The organism is uncultured Mediterranea sp., from assembly GCF_902493215.1.
In the GTDB taxonomy this organism is placed as follows: Bacteria; Bacteroidota; Bacteroidia; order Bacteroidales; family Bacteroidaceae; genus Bacteroides.
Genome location: NZ_CABUOL010000022.1, coordinates 22354 through 44939, shown reverse-complemented (window position 1 = coordinate 44939; position 22586 = coordinate 22354). Strand labels below are relative to the sequence as shown.

General features: G+C 50.8%; 18 protein-coding genes. 6 read left to right on the top strand and 12 right to left on the bottom strand.

From position 1 onward, the window contains the following. Positions 1–280: 280 nt before the first annotated feature. Together aroC and RDO88_RS11560 are read left to right on the top strand one after the other, a co-directional pair. Positions 281–1357 carry a chorismate synthase gene (aroC, locus tag RDO88_RS11565; RefSeq protein WP_022021453.1) on the top strand — a complete coding sequence of 359 codons (1077 nt, stop codon included), beginning with the start codon at positions 281–283 and terminating at the stop codon, positions 1355–1357. A 177-nt stretch (positions 1358–1534) separates the two neighbouring features. Further along, positions 1535–2887, top strand: coding sequence for a dipeptidase (locus RDO88_RS11560; protein WP_307759519.1), 1353 nt, complete (start codon positions 1535–1537; stop codon positions 2885–2887). A 9-nt stretch (positions 2888–2896) separates the two neighbouring features. On the opposite strand, the gene RDO88_RS11555 is transcribed toward RDO88_RS11560, so the two are convergent. Beyond that, positions 2897–5074, bottom strand: coding sequence for a DNA topoisomerase 3 (locus RDO88_RS11555; RefSeq protein ID WP_307759518.1), 2178 nt, complete (start codon positions 5072–5074; stop codon positions 2897–2899). A gap of 289 nt (positions 5075–5363) precedes the next feature. Between RDO88_RS11555 and RDO88_RS11550 the strand changes: the two genes are divergently transcribed. Beyond that, positions 5364–5762 carry an L-rhamnose mutarotase gene (locus tag RDO88_RS11550; protein ID WP_307759517.1) on the top strand — a complete coding sequence of 133 codons (399 nt, stop codon included), beginning with the start codon at positions 5364–5366 and terminating at the stop codon, positions 5760–5762. Between the two features lie 217 nt (positions 5763–5979). Here the strand turns inward: RDO88_RS11550 and scpA are convergent, their stop codons facing one another. Then, positions 5980–8127 carry a methylmalonyl-CoA mutase gene (gene scpA, locus RDO88_RS11545; protein ID WP_307759516.1) on the bottom strand — a complete coding sequence of 716 codons (2148 nt, stop codon included), beginning with the start codon at positions 8125–8127 and terminating at the stop codon, positions 5980–5982. 1 nt (position 8128) lies between these two features. Then, positions 8129–10000 (bottom strand): methylmalonyl-CoA mutase small subunit, encoded by a 1872-nt coding sequence (gene mutA / locus RDO88_RS11540; protein WP_307759515.1) that lies wholly within the window; start codon positions 9998–10000, stop codon positions 8129–8131. A gap of 240 nt (positions 10001–10240) precedes the next feature. On the opposite strand from mutA, the gene RDO88_RS11535 reads away from it, so the two are divergent. Continuing rightward, positions 10241–11908, top strand: a complete 1668-nt coding sequence (locus tag RDO88_RS11535; protein ID WP_307759514.1) for a putative transporter — start codon at positions 10241–10243, stop codon at positions 11906–11908. Positions 11909–12014: 106 nt separating this feature from the next. Here RDO88_RS11535 and RDO88_RS11530 read toward each other — a convergent pair whose 3' ends face one another. Both RDO88_RS11530 and RDO88_RS11525 read right to left on the bottom strand, forming a co-directional pair. Continuing rightward, positions 12015–12656 carry a cytidylate kinase family protein gene (locus RDO88_RS11530; RefSeq protein WP_307759513.1) on the bottom strand — a complete coding sequence of 214 codons (642 nt, stop codon included), beginning with the start codon at positions 12654–12656 and terminating at the stop codon, positions 12015–12017. Positions 12657–12737: 81 nt separating this feature from the next. Beyond that, positions 12738–14108, bottom strand: coding sequence for an MATE family efflux transporter (locus RDO88_RS11525; RefSeq protein WP_307759512.1), 1371 nt, complete (start codon positions 14106–14108; stop codon positions 12738–12740). A gap of 108 nt (positions 14109–14216) precedes the next feature. Here RDO88_RS11525 and RDO88_RS11520 point away from each other — a divergent pair, with 108 nt between their 5' ends. Then, a complete protein-coding gene (locus tag RDO88_RS11520; protein WP_307759528.1) occupies positions 14217–16412 on the top strand; it encodes a tetratricopeptide repeat protein in 2196 nt (731 codons plus the stop codon). A gap of 101 nt (positions 16413–16513) precedes the next feature. On the opposite strand, the gene RDO88_RS11515 is transcribed toward RDO88_RS11520, so the two are convergent. The 7 genes from RDO88_RS11515 to RDO88_RS11485 all read right to left on the bottom strand — a co-directional run bounded on the left by RDO88_RS11515 (position 16514) and on the right by RDO88_RS11485 (position 21494). Then, entirely contained in the window at positions 16514–16822 is a 309-nt protein-coding gene (locus tag RDO88_RS11515) for a hypothetical protein (protein ID WP_307759511.1), read from the bottom strand. Between the two features lie 252 nt (positions 16823–17074). Next, the gene (locus RDO88_RS11510; protein WP_307759510.1) at positions 17075–18436 is read right to left on the bottom strand and encodes an MATE family efflux transporter; all 1362 of its coding nucleotides are present in this window, start codon (positions 18434–18436) and stop codon (positions 17075–17077) included. Continuing rightward, entirely contained in the window at positions 18436–19020 is a 585-nt protein-coding gene (locus RDO88_RS11505) for a Maf family nucleotide pyrophosphatase (protein WP_307759509.1), read from the bottom strand. The genes RDO88_RS11510 and RDO88_RS11505 overlap by 1 nt, the downstream gene beginning before the upstream one ends. Positions 19021–19068: 48 nt before the next feature. Continuing rightward, entirely contained in the window at positions 19069–19599 is a 531-nt protein-coding gene (locus RDO88_RS11500) for a 3-deoxy-D-manno-octulosonate 8-phosphate phosphatase (RefSeq protein WP_307759527.1), read from the bottom strand. 216 nt (positions 19600–19815) lie between these two features. After that, positions 19816–20604: a DUF2520 domain-containing protein gene (locus RDO88_RS11495; RefSeq protein WP_307759508.1), complete on the bottom strand. Its 789-nt coding sequence runs from the start codon at positions 20602–20604 to the stop codon at positions 19816–19818. A 16-nt stretch (positions 20605–20620) separates the two neighbouring features. Continuing rightward, positions 20621–20956: a hypothetical protein gene (locus RDO88_RS11490; RefSeq protein ID WP_307759507.1), complete on the bottom strand. Its 336-nt coding sequence runs from the start codon at positions 20954–20956 to the stop codon at positions 20621–20623. Then, positions 20934–21494 (bottom strand): nitroreductase family protein, encoded by a 561-nt coding sequence (locus RDO88_RS11485; RefSeq protein ID WP_307759506.1) that lies wholly within the window; start codon positions 21492–21494, stop codon positions 20934–20936. Before RDO88_RS11485 ends, RDO88_RS11490 begins: the two co-directional genes overlap by 23 nt. Before the next feature lie 98 nt (positions 21495–21592). Here RDO88_RS11485 and RDO88_RS11480 point away from each other — a divergent pair, with 98 nt between their 5' ends. Next, complete coding sequence (locus RDO88_RS11480) at positions 21593–22579, top strand: GNAT family N-acetyltransferase (RefSeq protein ID WP_307759505.1); 987 nt, start codon at positions 21593–21595, stop codon at positions 22577–22579. Positions 22580–22586: the final 7 nt, after the last annotated feature.

Sequence of the window (22586 nt, the reverse complement as noted above, 5' to 3'; positions counted from 1 at the left end):
ATTTAGAAAGTGGTTGATATTCCATTTTTTATTTCGGCTGCAAAGGAAGATGTTTCAAACGAGTTTCACAAGACCTATTTCCTTGAATTGATATTCCATTTTTAAGATTTTATTAGTTTAACACGATACCGCCAACATAGCTATTCAAGGAGAGTGACAAGAAAACTGTCTTAAAATTTGCGGCATCGGAAACTATTCCCTACTTTTATAGTGCGAAAAAGCCACTGAAGGCTACATGAAGCACAGCAGACTTATACACAACCCTTTAAAGCATCTGACTATGTTCAACTCATTCGGAAACATCCTGCGCCTGACCAGCTTCGGTGAGTCGCACGGCAAAGGTATCGGAGGTGTTGTCGACGGATTTCCCGCAGGTATCACCATCGACATGGACTTTATACAGAAAGAACTGGACCGACGACGCCCGGGACAATCGGCCCTTACCACTCCACGCAAAGAGGCCGACAAGGTGGAATTCCTCTCAGGAATCTTCGAAGGCAAGTCGACAGGCTGCCCCATCGGATTTATCGTGTGGAACGAAAACCAGCACTCCGGCGACTACGACAATATGAAAGACGTGTACCGCCCCTCGCACGCCGATTATACCTACAAGACCAAGTATGGCATCCGCGACCACCGAGGCGGCGGACGTTCGTCGGCCCGCGAAACCATTTCGCGTGTAGTGGCCGGTGCACTGGCCAAGCTGGCCCTGCGTCAACTGGGCATACACATCACGGCCTATACTTCGCAAGTGGGTCCCATCCGGCTGGAAGAAAACTATACGGCGTATAACCTGGAGCTGACCGAAACAAATCCCGTCCGCTGCCCCGACCCCGAGAAGGCAAAAGAAATGGAACAGCTCATAGCCGAGGTGAAGGCCGAGGGCGACACGATAGGCGGCGTAATCACCTGCGTCATCACAGGATGTCCCGTCGGATTGGGGCAACCGGTCTTCGGCAAGTTGCAGGCTGCCCTGGCATCGGGCATGCTGAGCATCAACGCCGCCAAGGCTTTTGAATACGGCGACGGCTTCAAAGGGCTGAAGATGAAAGGTTCGGAACAGAACGACGTGTTCTACAACAATGCCGGACGCATCACCACCCATACCAACCACTCGGGCGGCATACAGGGAGGCATCAGCAACGGGCAGGACATCTATTTCCGCGTAGCCTTCAAGCCCGTAGCCACCGTGCTGATGGAACAGCATACGGTGAACATCGACGGTGTGGACACCACACTGAAAGCCCGCGGACGCCACGACCCCTGCGTACTGCCACGTGCCGTGCCCATCGTAGAAGCCATGGCTGCACTCACCATCCTAGACTTCTACCTGATAGACCGGACGACACAATTATAATTGAGAAAACGTATTAAAACGAACTTTCACCACAGATTACCCGGATTTTCACAGATGCTCCGAACTTGTATACTGAGACTCAAAAAAACAATCTGTGAAAATCGGAGTAATCTGTGGTAAGTTCAAATACACCTTATATATAATGTATAACCTTTCATTCATATTCCTCTTCCACTTATGATCAGAACTTACATCTCCGAAAACGAACCCCGCATGCTGGACGAGCTGTTCAGCCTCATCCGCATTCCCAGTATCAGCGCCAAGCCCGAACATCACGACGACATGCTGGCCTGTGCCGAACGCTGGCGCCAACTGTTGCTCGAAGCCGGTGCCGACGAAGCCATGGTGATGCCCTCGCAGGGCAATCCGATGGTGTTTGCCCAAAAGACGGTAAATCCCGAAGCGAAGACCGTCCTCATTTATGCCCACTACGACGTGATGCCTGCCGAACCGCTGGAACTGTGGAAGAGCGCCCCCTTCGAACCCGAAGTACGCGACGGCCACATCTGGGCCCGCGGTGCCGACGACGACAAAGGCCAGTCGTTTATCCAAGTAAAAGCATTCGAATACTTGGTAAAAAACAGTCTTCTGACACACAACGTGAAGTTCATCTTCGAAGGTGAAGAAGAAATCGGCTCACCCAGCCTGGAAGCTTTCTGCCAGGACCATCGGGAATTGCTCAAGGCCGACATCATCCTCGTATCGGACACCAGCATGCTGGGAGCCGACCTGCCCTCGCTGACCACCGGTCTGCGCGGACTGGCCTACTGGGAGATAGAAGTGACAGGGCCCAACCGTGACCTGCACTCCGGCCACTTCGGCGGAGCGGTAGCCAATCCCATCAACGTGCTGTGCCAGATGCTGGCCCGCGTGGTGGATGCCGACGGCCGCATCACCGTCCCCGGCTTCTACGACGATGTGGAGGAAGTGCCGCAGGCCGAACGGGACATGATAGCCCACATCCCCTTCGACGAAGAGAAATACAAGGCCGCCATCGGGGTGAAGGAACTCTTCGGCGAAAAAGGTTACAGTACGCTGGAACGCAACAGCTGCCGCCCGTCGTTCGACGTCTGCGGCATTTGGGGAGGCTATACAGGCGAAGGTTCGAAGACGGTACTGCCGTCGAAAGCCTATGCCAAGGTGTCTTGCCGCCTTGTACCCCACCAGGACCACCACAAGATCTCACAGCTGTTTGCCGACTACATCCAGAGCATTGCCCCCGCTACGGTACAGGTAAAGGTAACGCCCATGCACGGCGGACAGGGCTACGTCTGCCCCATCACACTGCCCGCCTATCAGGCTGCCGAGAAAGGATTCGAGAAAGCGTTCGGACGGAAGCCGCTGGCTGTGCGCCGCGGCGGAAGCATCCCCATCATTTCGACCTTCGAACAGGTGCTGGGCATCAAGACGGTACTAATGGGATTCGGACTGGAGAGCAACGCCATCCACTCGCCCAACGAGAACATGCCGCTCGACATCCTGCGCAAAGGCATCGAAGCGGTAGTCGAATTCCACTTGAATTACGATTAAACAGACTGGTCAAGCATCGAACGGCTTACGGAAGGTACAACCATTGCGCCACTCGGAGCAACCGTAAGCCGTTTTTCCTTTGATAATGGTACCCTTGCCGCACAAGGGACACGGACGCCCCACCCATTCATCGGCCTGCGCCGCAGGAGCCGGAACTGTTCCGGCATCGGCAGCCTCGGTCTTCTTCTTGCGGGGCGAGCGCTTACGGGGTTCCTTCTTCGGCTGATCGTCGGAAGTGGAAGTATTACGCGCAACCTTACCCGCTACAGGAGGCACCTGTACCGTAATGTGGCGGTTGCTGTTGTCCGACAGGACACTGGTCACAATCTCAGCCACCATCTGCTTCAGTTCTTCCAAGAAACGAGAGGCATCATACGTGCGGCGTTCTATCTCGCGCAGCTTCTTTTCCCAGATACCCGTCAGTTCGGCACTCTTCAACAGTTCCTCGTGAATAGTTTGAATCAGCTCCACACCCGTGGGGGTAGCTATCAGGTTCTTCTTCTCCTTGCGGATATAGTTACGTTTGAACAAGGTCTCGATAATGGCGGCACGGGTGGAAGGACGGCCGATACCGTTTTCCTTCAGGGCGTCGCGCAGCTCGTCGTTGTCCACCAGCTTGCCGGCGGTTTCCATGGCACGGAGCAGGGTTGCTTCGGTGTAGGGGCGCGGAGGTTGCGTCCATTTCTCCACGAGTTCGGGCACGTGGGGACCGTTCTCTCCCTTGACGAAGGCAGGCAGCACACGGTCTTCTTCACTGTTCTCTTTATTCCCCTCATCGCCGCTTCCTTCCTGAGCGGAGGCATTGGCCGTGAACACCACCCGCCAGCCCGGATCGAGTATCTGCCGGCCGGATGTCTTGAACTCCACGCTATCCGCCTCACCCATAACGGTCGTAGTCGAAAAACGGCAGTCGGGATAGAACACGGCGATGAAGCGACGGGCAATGAGGTCGAACACCCGTCGTTCTACATCGGTGAGGTTGACCGGAGGCTGGCCGGTAGGGATAATGGCATGGTGGTCCGTGACTTTCGAATTGTCGAACACTTTCTTCGACTTCGTCAGGGTGGTTCCCTCCAGCGGCGAGGTCCAGGTCTCATAGCCCCGCAACCCCTTCAGAATGGAGGGACACTTAGGATAGATGTCATCGCTCAAGAAGGTCGTATCTACACGAGGATAAGTAGTGACCTTCTTCTCATAGAGCGACTGGATAGTCTTCAGCGTGTCGTCGGCCGAGTAGGCAAACTTCTTGTTGCACTCCACCTGCAGGGAGGTCAGGTCGAAAAGGCGGAGCGGTGCTTCACGCCCCTCCTTCTTCGTCACAGAGGTAACGGTAAACGGCACATCCTTGATGCGTGCCAGCAGCTCCTCGCCTCTCGTGCAGTCGGTTATGGGGTCTATACCACGGTTCTCTTCCTCCTTCTTGGGCTTCTTGCCAGCGGCCAGGGCTTCCTTCTGCTTCTCTGCTTCCAGTGCCAGCTCTTCGTCGCTCTTGCGGATGAGGGCCGAGAAAGTAGTATCGCGGTAAACGGTATTGAGCACCCAGTACTGCTTGGGCACAAAGTTCTGAATCTCCAGCTGGCGGTTCACGATAAGAGCTAGCGTAGGCGTCTGCACCCGCCCGATGGAAAGCACCTGACGGTTCTGCCCGTACTTCATGGTGTACAGGCGCGTGGCATTCATGCCCAACAGCCAGTCGCCGATGGCACGGCTCAAGCCCGCTTCGTACAGAGGCTGGAAATCGGCGGCATCCCGCAGGTTGGATAATCCTTCACGAATGGCCTCTTCAGTCAGTGAAGATATCCACAGGCGCTTCACGGGGCATTTGGCTCCCGCCTTCTGCATCACCCACCGCTGAATGAGCTCTCCTTCCTGGCCGGCATCACCGCAATTGATAATCATGTCGGCTTTCTGCATCAGTCCTTCGATGACGTGGAACTGACGTTCGTAGGTAGGATTGCTGATGAGCTTGATGCCGAAACGGGGCGGTATCATGGGCAGGCTGCCCAGACTCCACGCCTTCCAGCTCGGGGTATATTCATGCGGTTCCTTCAGGGTACAGAGGTGGCCGAACGTCCACGTCACCTGATACCCGTTCCCTTCGATATATCCGTCTTTCTTCTCCTTCGCTCCCAGCACGTCGGCAATATCGCGTGCCACCGAAGGCTTTTCGGCAATACAAACTATCATTTTCTTCTATTATTTGACAGGCAAAGATAGTGCAAACTGAGAGAAGTACAAAAGGGGAAAACAGAGTTTTCAACTTTTGTACTGCCGAGGTGCAGCCTATCTTATTCATAACTCACCACAGATTACACAGATTGGCACAGATTTATTCTCCTCCCCAACTCATACGGATAAACAGATAATCTGTGACAATCTGCGTAATCTGTGGTGAAAAACGACTTTCTCCAAAGGCTGAATCAATCAAGAAATTCTTACCTTTGTACATCATTCAACATCAAACCGTCAAAACAATATGGAAACAATTTCTGAAAAAGAATCCGGTTATCGCGTAAAATGCTACAACCAACCCGTAAAACGTTATTGCCAGACATTGGACCTGAAAGACAATCCCGAACTGATTGCCGAGTATCGCAAGAGGCATAGTAAAGAAGAAGCTTGGCCCGAGATACGCCAAGGCATCCGTGAAGTAGGAATCCTTGAAATGGAAATCTATATTCTGGGAAACCGCCTGTTCATGATTGTAGAGACACCGCTCGACTTCGACTGGAGCAGTGCCATGAAACGTCTGGCCACCCTTCCCCGCCAGGAAGAATGGGAAGCCTATATGTCCATTTTCCAACAAGCTGAAGCCAACGCCACTTCCGACGAGAAATGGCAACTGATGGACCGCATGTTCTACCTTTATGAATAATCCACTAACATACGAAAGGGCATAAAAAAAGGGCTCCGCTGAGCCCAACCTTTGTTAACCTTAAATCTAATACCATGAAAAACACAGTGCAAAGGTATTCGTTTTATGGGAATTTCCCCAAAAACAAAGTTCAAAAGCATGTTTTATAACATAGATTAAAAGAAAACGGCGGAAATGCAAATGCCTTCCGCCGTTTTTTAACATTTATCGATTCCGATTATTCTTCATCCAACAGGATATCCAGAATCTGACAAGCAGCCTTGGCCACAGAAGTACCAGGACCAAAGATAGCAGCCACACCAGCCTTGTACAGGAAGTCATAGTCTTGTGCAGGGATTACACCACCGGCTATCACTACAATATCCTCACGGCCCAGCTTCTTCAACTCTGCAATGATTTGCGGAATCAAAGTCTTATGACCGGCAGCCAGTGAAGATACACCTACTACATGTACGTCGTTCTCGACAGCCTCACGGGCAGCCTCGGCCGGAGTCTGGAACAAAGGTCCCATATCTACGTCGAAACCACAGTCGGCATAACCGGTTGCTACTACCTTCGCACCACGGTCGTGACCGTCCTGACCCATCTTGGCAATCATGATACGGGGCTGACGGCCTTCCTTCTTGGCAAACTTCTCGCAGAGTTCACATGCCTTGGCGAAGTCTGCATCGCTCTTACTTTCTGATGAATACACGCCTGAAATAGTTCTGATTACTGCTTTATAACGTCCTACAACTTTCTCGCAAGCATACGAGATTTCTCCCAAAGTAGCGCGAACACGGGCAGCCTCAACAGCCAGTTCCAGCAAGTTGCCCTTGCCTGTCTTCACACATTCGGTAATGGCGTCCAGTGCTTTGTCCACTTCTGCCTGATTACGTCCTTCCTTCAGACGCTTCAGGTTCTCCAACTGTTCCTGACGAACGGCCGTATTGTCAATCTCAAGGATATCAATCGGAGCTTCCTTCTCGAGGCGGTACTTGTTCACACCGACAATGGTCTGCGCACCGCTGTCGATACGGGCCTGCGTACGTGCGGCAGCCTCTTCGATACGCATCTTGGGGATACCAGTTTCGATAGCCTTGGCCATACCGCCCAGCTTCTCGATTTCCTGGATGTGCTCCCATGCCTTGTGGGCAATCTCGTTGGTCAGCGACTCTACATAGTAGGAACCACCCCACGGGTCAACGTTCTTACAGATATTGGTCTCTTCCTGAATATAGATCTGCGTATTACGCGCGATACGTGCAGAGAAGTCGGTCGGCAGGGCGATGGCCTCGTCGAGGGCGTTGGTGTGCAGAGACTGCGTATGTCCCAATGCAGCTGCCATAGCCTCGATACAGGTACGGCCTACGTTGTTGAACGGATCCTGCTCGGTCAATGACCAACCGGAAGTCTGAGAGTGCGTACGCAAAGCCAGTGATTTCGGGTTCTTCGGATTGAACTGCTTTACAATCTTGGCCCACAACATACGTGCGGCACGCATCTTGGCAATTTCCATGAAGTGGTTGGTACCGATGGCCCAGAAGAAAGACAGACGCGGTGCAAAAGCATCGATGTCCAGTCCGGCACCCACACCGGCACGGAGGTATTCCAGACCGTCGGCCAGGGTATAAGCCAACTCGATATCTGCCGTAGCACCAGCTTCCTGCATGTGGTAACCGGAGATGGAGATGGAGTTGAACTTCGGCATCTTCTGCGAAGTATATTCAAAGATGTCGGAAATAATCTTCATGGAGAATGCAGGCGGGTAGATATAGGTATTGCGCACCATGAATTCCTTCAGAATATCGTTCTGGATGGTGCCGGCCATTTCTTCAAGCTTGGCACCCTGCTCCAGACCGGCATTGATATAGAACGCCATGACGGGCAGCACGGCACCGTTCATCGTCATGGACACGGACATCTTGTTCAAGGGAATACCATCGAACAGAACCTTCATGTTCTCCAGCGAGCAGATGGATACACCGGCCTTACCAACGTCACCCACTACACGTTCGTTGTCGGGGTCGTAACCGCGGTGCGTAGCCAAGTCGAAGGCTACAGACAAACCTTTCTGACCGGAAGCCAGATTACGGCGATAGAACGCATTCGATTCTTCGGCCGTAGAGAAACCTGCATACTGACGGATTGTCCAGGGACGCAGGGTGTACATTACTGAGTACGGGCCACGCAGATAAGGAGGAATACCGGCAGCAAAGTCCAGATGCTCCATTCCTTCAAGGTCTTCTTTGGTATAAACAGGCTTCACATTGATGTGTTCCGGCGTCTTCCAATCAGCCTCAATGCCGTTAGCCTTCTGCCATTCAGCACCATTGACGGGCTTGAAATTGGCATATATATCTAAGTTTTTAAAATCTTTTCTCATCTTACTTCAAAAGTTTAGCGTTGTATTCTTTCAGGGTTTCCAGCACGTTGACACGAACATGGATGAAATTCTCGATACCGGCAGCCTTCAGTTCGTCCATGCAGGCAGGAGCTCCGGCAACGATGAACATGGCACGGCCATTCAAAGCCTTGAATGCGGGAACTGCATACTCAGCATATTCGTCATCGCTCGAGCAGAGTACTACAATGTCGGCCTTTGCAGCTACAGCAGCTTCAACGCCTTCTTCTACAGTAGAGAAGCCCAGGTTGTCCACCACTTCGTATCCGGCGCAAGCCAGGAAGTTGCAGGAGAACTGTGCACGTGCCTGACGCATAGCCAGGTTACCAATCGTCAACATGAATGCTTTCGGACGCTTGCCGGAAGTTTCGGTCTGCAGACGCAGAGCCTCGAATTCGCTGGCGGCACGGTCGAAATTCAAAGAAGGAACATCCTTTTCGCAAGTATCATGGTGCCCGCCACCACAGCAGCAAACAGCTTCCAACGGACGCTTTTCGCCAGCCAGCTCGGTGAAGTTAGGATACTGGTTGGTACCCAACAGAATCTCCTTACGCTTGGCCACTGCCTCGTGACGCGCCTTGTTGCTGGCATTCACAGCTTCCTGTACCTTGCCGGCCTTCACTGCCGCATAGAAACCACCTTCATCCTCAACAGCCAGGAACAAATCCCAAGCCTGCTTGGCAATGGATACCGTCAGGTTCTCAATATAATAGGAACCGGCAGCCGGGTCAATCACTTTATCGAAGTGAGATTCCTCTTTCAGCAACAACTGCTGATTGCGTGCCAGACGCTCGGAGAAATCATTCGGAGTCTCATAAGCCTTGTCGAACGGAACTACTGTCATAGAATCAACGCCTGCAATAGCAGCACTCATGGCTTCGGTCTGCGTACGGAGCAGGTTCACATACGAATCAAAAACTGTCAGGTTGAAAGAAGATGTTTCAGCATGTATCTTCATCTGCGCAGCACACTTACAGTCGCCTTCGGCCAGATACGAATTCACGATATCGGCCCACAACATACGGCCGGCACGGAACTTGGCAATTTCCAGGAAGTAATTGGAACTGATACCAAAATTAAACTTAATTTTCTTGGCAACCGTCGCAGCGGGAATACCAGCTTCGGTCAATTGGTTCATATATTCATTACCCCATGCCAACGCATATCCCAGTTCCTGATAGATATAGGCACCTGCATTGTTCAAAGTCAACGCATTGACATTGATGACACGATATTCGGGCAGAGCAGCTGTAGCGGCAATCAACGCCTTTGCCGTATCTACCAAGCTACCCTTCTCCTTACCCTTGGCCAGCATCTTGTTCAGATAGTCGAAGTTGATGGAGCCATGCAACTTGTTCAGGTCATATCCCTTCTTCTGGAAATACTCAACCAACAGATTGGCCAGTTCCACGACATGTCCCTGACAGGTAGAGAAGTTCAATTCGACACATTCTGCACAAATGCCCTCGAGCAACGTTTCCAGATAGGCGGCATTCAGTTCCTTGGCCTTTACATGGAACGACAAAGAATCAATTCCTTTGTTCAGGATATCCAAAGCTTTGGCATTGGCTTCCTTCGCATCGTCTACTCTGATTTCCTGACGTACCAGCCACTCATTGTTGTCTTTCTTGTTACCTCTCAAATAAGGAAATTCGCCGGGAAGCGCATCAGTAGTCTTCAGTCCTTCGAGGTCCTCCTTACGGTAGAAAGGTTTCACTTTGAATCCTTCGTTTGTCTTCCAAACGAGTTTCTTCTCAAAATCAGCGCCTTTCAGGTCGGCTGTCACTTTCTCCATCCACTGTTCGGTGGTAACAGGAGAAAAGTCCGAGAAGAGTTTTTCTTTACTGTCTGCCATAGTTTATTAAAAAATTAATATGATGAATACAATTCATTTTGTCGTCAATAGACATGCAAATATAGAAAAATCAATTGAAAGACCATTTATTTTAGCGAAATTTCGCACGGCATGCTAAACAAGTGTCAAGTCCACATAGCAAAATGGAAAAATAGATAAAAAACTTTGGCTATAATAGCTTTATTAAGTAATTTTGCGCACTCATTTTTTAAAATAATAGATGTAAGAAATAGAGATACTATGAATTGGTTAGAAAGCTTGTTGTGGGATCCGGCATCGGTTGCCCACATCGTATGCCTTTATGCCTTTGTCATATCGCTGGGCGTATTATTAGGCAAAATCAAATTCTTCGGAGTGTCCTTGGGAGTCACGTTCGTACTCTTTACCGGCATTCTGATGGGTCATTTTGGATTTACAGGAGAAATTCACATCCTGCACTTCCTTCGTGAATTCGGCCTCATCCTGTTTGTATTCTGTATAGGTCTGCAGGTAGGTCCTTCTTTCTTCTCTTCTTTCAAAAAGGGAGGAATGACTCTCAACTTATTGGCGGTTGGCATTGTTTTGCTGAACATTGTAGTGACCTTGGCCATCTACTTTTTGGCTAACGGACGTGTAGAACTGCCTATGATGATTGGTATCCTGTATGGTGCCGTCACCAACACCCCTGGTCTTGGTGCCGCCCAGGAAGCCCTGAACCAGCTGAACTATACCGGCGAACCTATCGCCCTGGGCTATGCCTGCGCTTATCCGCTCGGCGTAGTAGGTATCATCGGTTCCATCATTGCCATCCGTTACATCTTCCGCATTTCACTTGCCAAAGAAGATGAACAAATCAAGGTACAGGACAATGACACGAAGCACAAACCCCACAACATGCATCTGGAGGTACGTAATGAATCCATCAACGGCAAGACACTGCTGCAGGTGAAAGACTTCCTGGGACGTCCGTTTGTCTGTTCACGTATTCGCCACGAAGGTCATGTCAGCATTCCCAATCATGAAACGGTGTTTTATACTGGAGACCAATTATTCATTGTCTGCTCTGAAGAAGATGCTGAGGCCATCACAGCTTTCATCGGTAAAGAAATTCAAGTAGACTGGGAAAAACAAGACATGCCGATGGTTTCCCGACGAATTCTGGTCACCAAGTCGGAAATAAACGGAAAGAAACTGGGAAGTATGCACTTCCGCAGCATGTATGGTGTCAACGTGACCCGCGTGAACCGTTCGGGTATGGACCTGTTTGCCGATCCGAATCTGGTTCTTCAGGTAGGTGACCGTGTTATGGTCGTAGGCCAACAAGATGCAGTAGAACGGGTAGCAGGCGTATTGGGCAATCAGTTGAAACGTCTGGACACTCCGAACATCGTCACAATCTTTGTCGGTATCTTTATGGGTATCATATTGGGTAGTCTGCCCATCGCCTTCCCGGGTATGCCTACTCCCGTAAAACTGGGTCTGGCCGGCGGTCCGCTGGTAGTAGCCATCCTCATCGGACGTTTCGGACACAAATTGAAACTGGTAACCTATACCACAATGAGTGCCAATCTGATGTTGCGCGAAATAGGTATTGTACTCTTTTTGGCAAGTGTAGGTATAGAGGCCGGTGAGCATTTCGTACAAACGGTAGTACATGGAGACGGTTTATTGTATGTAGGCTACGGTTTCCTCATTACAGTCATTCCATTGCTTATCATCGGTGCCGTAGCACGTCTTTATTTCAAGGTCAACTACTTCACTCTGATGGGTCTTATCGCCGGTAGTAATACAGATCCCCCCGCACTGGCCTATGCCAATCAGGTGGTATCGGGTAACGATGCAGCTGCAGTTGGTTACTCTACCGTATACCCGCTGTCCATGTTCCTGCGTATCATTGCCGGTCAAATGATTCTGTTGGCCATGCTTTAGTACCCTCCTTACGGAAGATAAAAACAAACATCAGGCGCAAATTGCACACTTCAAAAGATGTACAATCTGCGCCTGAATTATTTTCAGACCGTATAACAAATATCCGTCAACGGACAGTAATATCCAAATTCAGCTTCTTGCGTACAAACTCCTCTATGTAATCTACCGTACCGGCAATACCCAAAACAGACGAATCGATACACAGATGATAGGTAGCAGCAGCCCCCCAGGTTTTATAACTATAATAATTGTAATATTCAGAGCGCTTTTTGTCTGCCTTTTCCATCATTTCCTCAGCCTCTTCTTTGGATATGCCGTGAATGCGGCACAAACGGGCCATCCTATCTTCTGGCGTTGAAGATATGAATATATTGGCACAACGGGGATGGTCACGCAAAATGTAGTCGGCACAACGCCCCACAAAAAGACATGACTTCTCATGAGCCAGCCTCCGAATGACGTCACTTTGTACCTTGAACAGCGAATCATTACTCAAACAATTATTCGCCGGAATAGTGCCGTCACCAATAAACGGAAACCGCATTCCGAACAACCCTCCCATAATACCTTGAGAAGGACGTTCATCGGCTTTCTCAAAAAATTCACGACACAATCCACTCTCTTCCGAGGCCAACTGAATCAGTTCCTTATCATAAAAGGATATATTCAACCGATGGGCCAGGCGTTCGCCAATCTCGCGTCCACCGCTTCCCAACTGACGGCCGATATTCACTACAAAATGTTCCATAAACCTTTATTCTTAACACGTTTGCTGCAGGCAAATATAAAAAATCTCACGCAAACGAACGAACACATCGCAAAAAATGTTTCACGCTGATGCAGACTGACGGGCCGCCGCTTTATGAAATTTACGGAATTGCATCAACAACATAACTGCTGCAATAATACTGGCCAACAAATCGGAAACAGGCATACTGATCCAAACACCAAGCGCACCAAAGAAATGCGGCAGAATCAGCAGACAGGGAAGCAGAATCAACAGCTGACGGGATAGCGAAAGGAAGATAGCCTTTCCGGCCATACCTATACTTTGAAAGAAATTGGCCGTAACCATCTGAAAACCTATTATAGGGAAAAACATAACGATAATGCGCAGTCCGCGAGCCGACAAGTCTATCAGTTCGGCATCCGAAGTAAAGATACTCACAACCAGTCGCGGTACAGCCATACCTACGACAAAACCAAAAGTCGTTACGACCGTAGCATATACAATGGTCAGTTTCAACACCTTGGTAACACGCTGATAGAGTTGCGCTCCATAATTATAGCCGGCTATAGGCTGCATCCCCTGATTCAATCCCATCACAATCATTACAACAATGTATACCAGACGATTGACAATACCAAATGCACCGATGGCCAAATCGCCTCCATGACGTTTCAATCCCTGGTTAATCAGAATGACAATAAAACAGGCAGCCATATTCATCAGAAACGGTGACATGCCGATAGCCAACGAATCAAATACAATCTTACGTTTCAGACGGAATATACCACGATGGAAATGAAGCAGTTCATTACGGTTACTGAAGAGTTTGAACTGCCAAAGCAATGCTATAATCTGAGCCAATATCGTAGCAATGGCTGCACCACGGATACCCCATCCGAAACCATAAATAAACAAAGGGTCGAGAATGGTATTGATGACGACCGTAGCCACCGTGGCATACATCGCCTTCTGCGGATGCCCCGAGGAACGCAGCACAGAATTCAATCCGAGATACAGGTGGGTAACAGCATTGCCGATAAGAATAATCTCCATATAGTCGCGTGCATAAGGGACCGTATCATCACTTCCACCGAAAAAATAAAGAATGGGGTCAAGAAAAGGCATCACCACCAACGTAAAAGCAACACCCAGCAGGATATTCAGCACCAGAACATTACCCAATACACGCTGAGCCGTATCATAATCCTTTTGTCCCAACTTGACCGACACCAGCGTGGAAGCCCCCACACCTACCAACGAACCGAAAGCCGCCGCAAGGTTCATCAACGGGAAAGTCAATGCCAGGCCCGAAATGGCCAATGGTCCTACACCATGGCCGATAAAGATACTGTCGACCATATTATACAGAGAAGAAGCCGTCATCGCAATAATTGCAGGAACGGCGTACTGCATCAACAATTTACCAATGTTTTCTGTACCCAACGCTGTAGGAGTATTCAATCCTGCCATATCTATTTCATCTAAACATTTTTACGGGTGCAAAGGTAGACAAAAACAATGGAAATCCGACATAATTACACTATCTTTGCCCAACGATTGGACCCACATTATTTTATTATGGACGAACGAACCATCAACGAACAACATAACAGCATCATCGCCCTGCTGAAAGGCAAGCGGCTGAAAGAAGCACAAACCCAACTGGCCGCTATGCTGGACGACTGTCCTGACTGGACACTACACAACCGGTTGGAACAGGTGCAGACCTCCTACGGCTATATGCTGCAATACATGAAGCAAGGTATTGACGACCCCGAACGAAGTAAGCTATACACCAGACTGCTGACCGAAACATGGACCATTGCCGACCAGGTACGGCTGATATTACTTGACGAAACGGTTTCCGGTTATTACCAGACACTTCACTACAGAAATCGCCATGCGGCAGTTCGTCTGGATGAATGCCTCCATGCGCTGGAAACCTTTCAAGACGACGTAGCCGTATGCCGTCTGATAGCTGACAACAACCAGAATCTGAATCACTTGCTGAAACGTCACGAAGAGACGAACCTGAAACTGTTCCAAGCCATCTGGGGAAACAGTGAATGGACAGTCGAAGAGAGTGGCCAGATGCAAGCTTTTCTCATCTCGGAACTATTGCGTCCCATTGACCTCTGCCTGGTTGTAAGCGCTGTAACCATGAGTCTTCAAGGCTGTTTCGACATTCGAAAGTGCTTGTGGCTGCTCGAAGCCTGCCAACACAAAGAAACGATCGTGAACCAGCGAGCTTTGACCGGCCTGCTTCTGACGCTGAACACATATCCCGACCGATGCCAACTCTATCCCGAATTGCAATCTCGCATCAGCCTTGCCAATGAGAACGGATGGCTGGGAAAAGAGCTGAATCGCATCAGCCTCCAATTGCTGCAAAGCCAGGAAACGGAAAAGATAGACAAGAAAATGCGCGAAGAAATCATCCCCGAGATGATAAAAAACGTCAGCATGATCAAAGGAATGAAACTGGGGCTGGAAGAGACGGCAGATGAAAACGACCGGAATCCCGATTGGGAAAAAGCATTTGAAAAATCGGGACTGGGTGACAAAATCCGTGAAATGAACGAAATGCAGATGGAAGGTGCAGACATCTACATGAGTACGTTTGCCCAACTGAAATCGGGTCCGTTTTTCGGCCAACTGTCCAATTGGTTTTACCCGTTCGACCTGCTGCACTCCAGCGTATCGGCCCTGTTCGGCTCTCCGGCAACAGGCGAGAATGCCATTCTGAACGTCATCCTGCAATCGGGTTTCTTCTGTAACAGTGACAAATACTCGCTCTGCTTCACCATGGCCCAGCTGCCTCCGTCGCAGCGTAACCTCATGTTGCATCAGCTCACTCCACAAGAACTGAACGACATGATGGACAACGAGCAGGCCAAGACTATGAAACAATATGCCGAACGCCCCGAAGTCATCAGTAACCAATATATACACGACCTGTATCGTTTCTTCAAACTAAACCAACGCCGACGTGAATTCAACGACCCGTTCAAGGATGATTTCGCTTTCTACGACCTACCTATCCTGAAGGGTATTCTGGATACCTCCGAGCTGCTGGGCAACATAGCCGACTTCCACTTCCGCAAAGAACACTACCCGGAAGCCCTCACTCTCTACAGACGTTTGGAGGCTGACAACCAAACTCATGCAGACCTCTTTCAAAAAATCGGTTACTGTTTGCAGAAAGAAAAAAAATATGCAGAAGCTATTGAAGCCTATCGGAAAGCAGATATCCTGAAACCTGACCACCTGTGGACCATACGCCATCTGGCTACTTGTTATCGGCAGATGCACAACTTCGGCATGGCTTTGGAATATTATCGGAAAGCGGAAACCATACAGCCTGAAAATGCCAACATCCTGTTCTTTGCAGGAAGCTGCCATGCCGAACTGGAAGAATACAAGGACGCACTCCAATATTTCTTCAAAATGGATTTCCTGGACAACCATTCTATAAAGGCCTGGAGAGGCATCGCCTGGTGTTCTTTCATGACCGAGAAATACGAACAAGCCGAAAAATACTACCAAAAACTGCTGCAAGACGAACAGGTGCTTGCAACAGACTGGCTCAACGCAGGGCATGTGGCATGGGGACAGCACAAAACTGATGTCGCAGCCGATCGCTACGGAAAAGCAATTGCGATGTGTGGAAGCAAATCTGATTTTCTGGATTTGTTCGACAAAGACCGCGACATCCTTGTCAGACACGGCATTCGCGAAGAAGATATCCCACTGATGGCCGACATTGCAAATTAAAAGCCATTGGTATCCAGATGCGATAAAAAATCAGGCCGGGAACTTTTCTTACTGTTCCCGGCCTGTTCCTTAAAGAATATTCATTCTACGGACAGCGAACTTCATTTCACTTCTTCGCCCTTGTCGGTAAAGAGGACAGCTGTCTCCGTTCCATCCTCGGCAACCAGCGTCAGTTTGTAAACCTGAGTTTCAGACTCTTCTTCCTGGCGTACAGCTGCTTCCTTCAACGTCTGTTCGGGATATGCTTTGGTTACGGCATCAATGACTGCCTGAGGAACCTCCTCCAACTTGACGGGAACAAAATCGTCCATCACCTGAATGGTCATCACTTCGTTTGTATTGACTGCCGCTGCAAAAGCTGCGGTTCCTAAACTCAATGTCATAGCTGCTACAAAAAACAATTTTTTCATAATCGTAAAGTTTAATAGTTAAAACATTTATTGAATAGAATAGTTGATCAAGCTATCTGCCTAACTAAAAACAAACCGAATGCCACAAATACATCCAACAAACAAACCAACTGAAAAACAGCATATTAAAGAAACATCCCGGTAAGAGCCATCAGTGCATTTGGGGAATTGTACCACAATAACTGAGGAAAAACGACTGTAAAAGTCACATAAAATCTACAGCAGTATATATAATATTAAACCTGTGAAAGGTTATGCAACCTTCATCCGCGCCAAGATACGGGGAAAGAAAAAAGCAAAAATCGTGGTACAGCAAATGGCAGCTACCGCATCAGAGATACCCTCAGCGGCAAAGACACCCATCACGCCCATCCAGCGGGGAAGCAACAAAGCCAGCGGTACCAGCAGAATGACCTTGCGAAGCAAAGCTATGAAGATAGACACCTTGGCCTGCCCCAAAGCGACAAACATATTCTGACAGGCACGTTGCAGCCCGAAGATGGTCATACCGGCCAGAAAGACAGGCATCGTGCGGGTCACAGTCTCCGTCAGATGCACATCGCTGGTGAAGACGGCCGATACCAATGAGGGGAAAAGTATCATCAGCAATACCAGCAGGAAGTTAAAGAGAAACATCACGGTCACCACTATCTTGAAGCACTCCTTCACCCGCTCACGGTTACCGTGCCCATAATTATAGCTGACTACAGGAACAAAGCCCTGGGCGAAGCCCGTCAGCGGCACACTGACGCAAAGCATGGCCGCCTGCATCACAGCCAATGCACTGACGTAGATGTCACCGTATCGCTCCAAACTTCCGTTCAGCACAAAACCCACCAAGCTCTCGGTACTGGCCATAATGAAAGGCGAAAGACCTAAAGCCAACGTAGCCCCCACAATACGGCGGTCCAGCCGCAGATATCTGCGTTCAAGCTGCAACGAAGCCCGCTTGGAAATGAGAAACGCCAGTACCCACACGGCACTGCATGCCTGCGACAGGATGGTAGCCAAGGCAGCCCCCTTCACCCCCATGCCAAAGGTAAAGATGAAAAGCGGGTCGAGCGCAATGTTGAGCACGGCTCCGATGATGACCGAACACATAGCCACGCCCGGACGTCCCTGACAGTTGATAAATGTATTGAGCCCCACGGCTACCTCGACGAAGAGTGTACCCAGCAGATAGACGGAAAGATAATCCACCGCATAGGGCAACGTGTGGGCCGACGCACCGATAGACGTCAGAATGGGCTTCATGAAAAGGTAGGAAACGGTCGAGGTAACCACTGCAAAGAGTACCAGCAGCACAAAGCCGTTACCCAGTATCTTCCCCGCCCGCTCGCGATGCCCCTGTCCCAAAGCAATGGCAGCCAGCGGAGCGCCTCCTCCGGCCACGATGGCCGAAAAGGCTGAAATAAGGATAATGACCGAGCTCGTCACCCCCACCCCAGCCAACGCATCGGTACCGATACCGGGTATGTGGCCGATGTAGACACGGTCTACCAACGTATAGAGCAGGTTGACCAACTGGGCCGCCACAGCCGGCAGGGCCATACGGAAGACCAGCGGCAACATGCGGTCGGTACCCAGACGTTCTTCGTACTGCGTGTTCGGCATCACTCTACAGACTTCAGTTCACGATAGAGACGCTGCACAGGCAGCCCCATAATATTGAAATAGCTGCCCGAAATATACTCTACGCCCACAAAACCAATCCACTCCTGCACGCCATAGGCGCCTGCCTTGTCCATCGGTTGGTAGCGGTCCACGTACCAGGCGATTTCTTCTTCAGTCAGCTGTGCAAAGCGCACCTCGGTCTGAGCCGAGAAACTGCGCTGCCACTCGGTCGTCGTGATGCACACGCCGGTAAACACTTCGTGCGTGCGGCCCGACAGGTTGCGAAGCATCTGCAAAGCCTCCTCACGGTCGCGAGGCTTACCCAACACACGGCCCTCCAGCCACACAATGGTGTCGGCTGTTATCATCAGTTCGTCGGCCTGCATCAGGTCGCGGTAGGCAGCAGCCTTCTCGCGGGCGATGTACAGGGGGATGTCTCCACCCTGCAACGTATCAGGGTAAGATTCGTCCACATCGGGCAGGGTACGTACTTCGTAATCGATACCCAAGCCTGAAAGCAGCTCCTTGCGGCGGGGGGAATTGCTCGCCAGTATCACTTTGTATTTCTTCAGAATGTCCAGCATAAATCAGATAATGTACAATGAATAATGAACAATAATATAGAAGACCGGTTACCAGCCGAAAGCCTTTTCGTCGGCCAACCAGAGTCCCTGCACCTTGAGAACCTGCTCCACGACGTCGCGCCCTACGCCATACCCGCCGTCGGCATACGAAATGTAACGGGATACGGCCTTCACCTCGGGCACGGCGTCGTGCGGACAGCAGGGCAAGCCGCAGGTACGCATCACTTCGAGGTCGGGGATGTCGTCGCCCACATAGAGAATTTCTTCGTCGAGCAGGCCATAGCGGTCGCGGAAGTCGCAATAGTCGTGTATCTTGACCGAAGAACCCAGGTAGATGTTCTCTTCCTTCAGGCCCAGCGAGAGGAAACGGCTGCGCACGGCCTCGGTCTTCCCTCCCGTTATGATGCCCAGCAGTACGCCCGACTTGGCAGCCAAATGGAGCGAATAGCCGTCCTTGATGTTGACGGTACGCATGGGCTCGCCTTCGGGACTCATGGGAATGACATTTGCACTGAGCACGCCGTCCACATCGAACAGCAAGGCCCGTATCTTCCTTAAATCATAATTGATGGTACTCACGATGGTTTGATTCATTTAATAGGGTTTCACAAAAAGTTTCATCGGTTGAAACCAGTGGTTTCATTGCTTGAAACCGGTAGTTTCATTGAATGAAACCAGTGGTTTCTTTAAATGAAACCGATGGTTTCAAATTACGAAACAAGTTTGAAACTACTGGTTTCATTGTCTAAACAACTTTTGAAACCAACAGTTTATTATCTCAATACCAGTTTTAAACTATGCCAGCCGATGGATATCATCGCTGAGCAGACGGTAGAGCTGTTGCATCTGAGGCTCGTCGGCCAGCATGTCGAGGTGCTTGCCAATGACGCCCATGTCGTAGCGTACGGCCGGTCCCGTCTGCGCCAGTCGGGGCGAAAGCTCGTGCACCTTGCGCGCCGTCTCGTCGATGAGGGGCAGCATCGCATCGAAAGGCAGGTCGTACTTCTGCAGCAGATGCTCGGCCAGGGCATACATGTGGTTGGTGAAATTGCAGGTGAAAACGGCTGCCAGATGCAGATTGCGCCGTTGTTCGGAAGAGGCTTCCAGCACCTTGCGCGACAAGGCCGAGGCTATCTGCTTGAGGAAGTGCACTTCCTCATCCGAGCTGCCTTCCACAAAGACGGGTATCTCGCGGAAGTCCACCAGGCGGCTTTTGCTGAAAGTTTGCAGAGGATAGAACACGCCGTAGCGCTCCACATGCCCCTTCCAGATGTCCATCGGGATGCTTCCGGCCGTATGTACCCAAAGTCCCCTTCCCTTGCCTGCCACCATTTGCGGCAGGAGCTCCACCAAGGCGTCGTCCTTGAGCGACACGATGTAGAGTTGCGCATCGGGCACTACGCTCGCGAGGCTCGTGGTATAGTCGGCCTCAACGGCCTGAGCCAGCGTTCGGGCCGACTCCTCCGTACGGCTGTATATCTGCACCACCCGAAAGCCTTTGCGGTAGAAGGCATGGGCCAGATTGGTGGCCAAGTTGCCTGCCCCGACGAACACGATGGATGTATCTTCTATACTTCTTTTCATAATGGATTTCGTTTCGTTATCTCGTAGCTATAAAATAGAGGATGATGCCTATCACCAGCAGCGCCAGTGGCAAAAGATAGGCCGACAAGGTACCCAGCAAAGCGGTTATCAACCCGAAGTTCAGCACCAGCCAGAGGCCTGCCAACACCAGGCCGACCGACTTGTCGTGCTTGACCAGCAGGAAAATAACAGCCGTGTAGAGCAGGAAGTTGTCCTTCTGCATGACCCACGGCAAACCCAATGCCGCAAAGTGCACCAGCTTGTCCAGCAGGTAGAGCACGCCGAAGACCATCAGTGTGATGCCCGTAGCCTTGTATGTGTCCTTATTGTTATTCGCCTTCGCCGCACTCACCGTTGTTTCCTCCGTATTTGTTCAGGTGAATCTTTTCCCATTGCAGGTGTTCCTCGTTGAAGGGCTTGCGCTCCATGCCCTTATGGCCAATGGCAATGATGCTGAGCACCTGGAGTTGCAAAGGGATGTCGAGCACATCGCGCACATACTCTTCGGACGTGATGCCCGGAGCGGCAAAACGCTCGCGCACCTGTACCCAGCAACTGCCCAATCCCAGGTCTTCGGCCTGCAACTGGAGATAGATGGAGGCAATAGAAGCATCTTCTATCCACACGTCACTGCCCAGCGGGTCGGCCATAACAACCACCGCCAGCGCTGCGTCGGCTATAAATTGCGAGGCCTGTTCCTTGCAACGGGACAACTTCTGGAGCGTTTCCTTATCGTCCACCACCACAAACTGCCAGGCATTGCTGCGCTTCGATGTAGGTGCCATTAGAGCCGCCTTCATCAGCGTCACCACTTCTTCCTGTGTCAATTCCTCGTCCGTAAACTTGCGCATGCTGCGACGGTTCTTTATCAATTCGCTGAAACTTTCCATAACTGAATCATCTATTTGTAGTGAAGAGAGCACTCTCTTCCCGATTAAACTTGATAAACGTTGCAAAGATACGAGAATATTTTCTAAATTTGCCGTCGATGCCTTTGAAACTGACGACATATCACGCGGGAAGCGACATTCCTCCCCTGCCGGGAAATGACACCTTCCATTCGGCAACCCTGTTCCGCATCTACGAAGCGACGCCGGGCTACAGGCCTCTGCTTGTTGTGGCCAGCCTCGACGGGCAGCCCGTAGCCAAGTTACTGGCCGTCGTCCGCCGCAGCGTGCGTCTATTCCCGCCAGGCATCATCCACCGTTGCGAAGTCTTCGGCAACGGCGAATACCTGGCCGAAGGTATCGACCGCGAAGCCGTCTTCAGCGACATGCTCCAGCGGCTCACCGACGAAGCCTTGCGCAGCTGTTTCCTCATCGAGTTCCGCAACCTGCCTGACGCCCGCTTCGGCTACCGCTCGTTCCGTTCGTGCAGCTACTTCCCCATCAACTGGCTGCGCGTACGCAATTCCCTGCACGACATGCCCCGTACCGAAGTGCGTTTCAGCCCGTCGCGCATCCGTCAGATAAAGAAAGGTCTGAAGAACGGTGCCGAAGTGCGCGAAGCACGTACGACCGAAGAAATCAAGGAGTTTGCCCACATGTTGCACCACGTCTATTCGTGGAAGATACGCCGCCATTTCCCCAGTCGGGAGTTCTTCAGGCAACTGGCCCTACAGGCTACTGACCCGCAACGGCAGAGCCGCATCTTTATCGTCACCTACAAAAACAAGATTATCGGTGGCAGTGCCTGCATCTACTCGGGCAGCAACGCCTACCTGTGGTTTTCGGGTGGCATGCGCAAGACCTACGCCCTGCAATACCCCGGCGTACTGGCTGTATGGAAAGCCCTCGACGATGCCCGTCAGCAGGGATACCGCCATTTGGAGTTTCTGGACGTGGGACTTCCTTTCCGCCGGCATGGCTACCGCGAATTTGTTCTCCGTTTCGGCGGAAAACAAATCAGCACCCGGCGTTGGTTCCGCTTCCGCTGGAAGTGGCTCAACCGAGTGCTGACTTGGATTTATGAATAAGCTTTTT

What these genes read in the sequence shown, in the direction of transcription:
- aroC (WP_022021453.1), top strand. Translation starts at nt 281, where the DNA reads ATGTTCAACTCATTCGGAAACATCCTGCGCCTGACCAGCTTCGGTGAG.
- RDO88_RS11560 (WP_307759519.1), top strand. Translation starts at nt 1,535, where the DNA reads ATGATCAGAACTTACATCTCCGAAAACGAACCCCGCATGCTGGACGAG.
- RDO88_RS11555 (WP_307759518.1), bottom strand. Translation starts at nt 5,074, where the DNA reads ATGATAGTTTGTATTGCCGAAAAGCCTTCGGTGGCACGCGATATTGCC.
- RDO88_RS11550 (WP_307759517.1), top strand. Translation starts at nt 5,364, where the DNA reads ATGGAAACAATTTCTGAAAAAGAATCCGGTTATCGCGTAAAATGCTAC.
- scpA (WP_307759516.1), bottom strand. Translation starts at nt 8,127, where the DNA reads ATGAGAAAAGATTTTAAAAACTTAGATATATATGCCAATTTCAAGCCC.
- mutA (WP_307759515.1), bottom strand. Translation starts at nt 10,000, where the DNA reads ATGGCAGACAGTAAAGAAAAACTCTTCTCGGACTTTTCTCCTGTTACC.
- RDO88_RS11535 (WP_307759514.1), top strand. Translation starts at nt 10,241, where the DNA reads ATGAATTGGTTAGAAAGCTTGTTGTGGGATCCGGCATCGGTTGCCCAC.
- RDO88_RS11530 (WP_307759513.1), bottom strand. Translation starts at nt 12,656, where the DNA reads ATGGAACATTTTGTAGTGAATATCGGCCGTCAGTTGGGAAGCGGTGGA.
- RDO88_RS11525 (WP_307759512.1), bottom strand. Translation starts at nt 14,108, where the DNA reads ATGGCAGGATTGAATACTCCTACAGCGTTGGGTACAGAAAACATTGGT.
- RDO88_RS11520 (WP_307759528.1), top strand. Translation starts at nt 14,217, where the DNA reads ATGGACGAACGAACCATCAACGAACAACATAACAGCATCATCGCCCTG.
- RDO88_RS11515 (WP_307759511.1), bottom strand. Translation starts at nt 16,822, where the DNA reads ATGAAAAAATTGTTTTTTGTAGCAGCTATGACATTGAGTTTAGGAACC.
- RDO88_RS11510 (WP_307759510.1), bottom strand. Translation starts at nt 18,436, where the DNA reads ATGCCGAACACGCAGTACGAAGAACGTCTGGGTACCGACCGCATGTTG.
- RDO88_RS11505 (WP_307759509.1), bottom strand. Translation starts at nt 19,020, where the DNA reads ATGCTGGACATTCTGAAGAAATACAAAGTGATACTGGCGAGCAATTCC.
- RDO88_RS11495 (WP_307759508.1), bottom strand. Translation starts at nt 20,604, where the DNA reads ATGAAAAGAAGTATAGAAGATACATCCATCGTGTTCGTCGGGGCAGGC.
- RDO88_RS11485 (WP_307759506.1), bottom strand. Translation starts at nt 21,494, where the DNA reads ATGGAAAGTTTCAGCGAATTGATAAAGAACCGTCGCAGCATGCGCAAG.
- RDO88_RS11480 (WP_307759505.1), top strand. Translation starts at nt 21,593, where the DNA reads ATGCCTTTGAAACTGACGACATATCACGCGGGAAGCGACATTCCTCCC.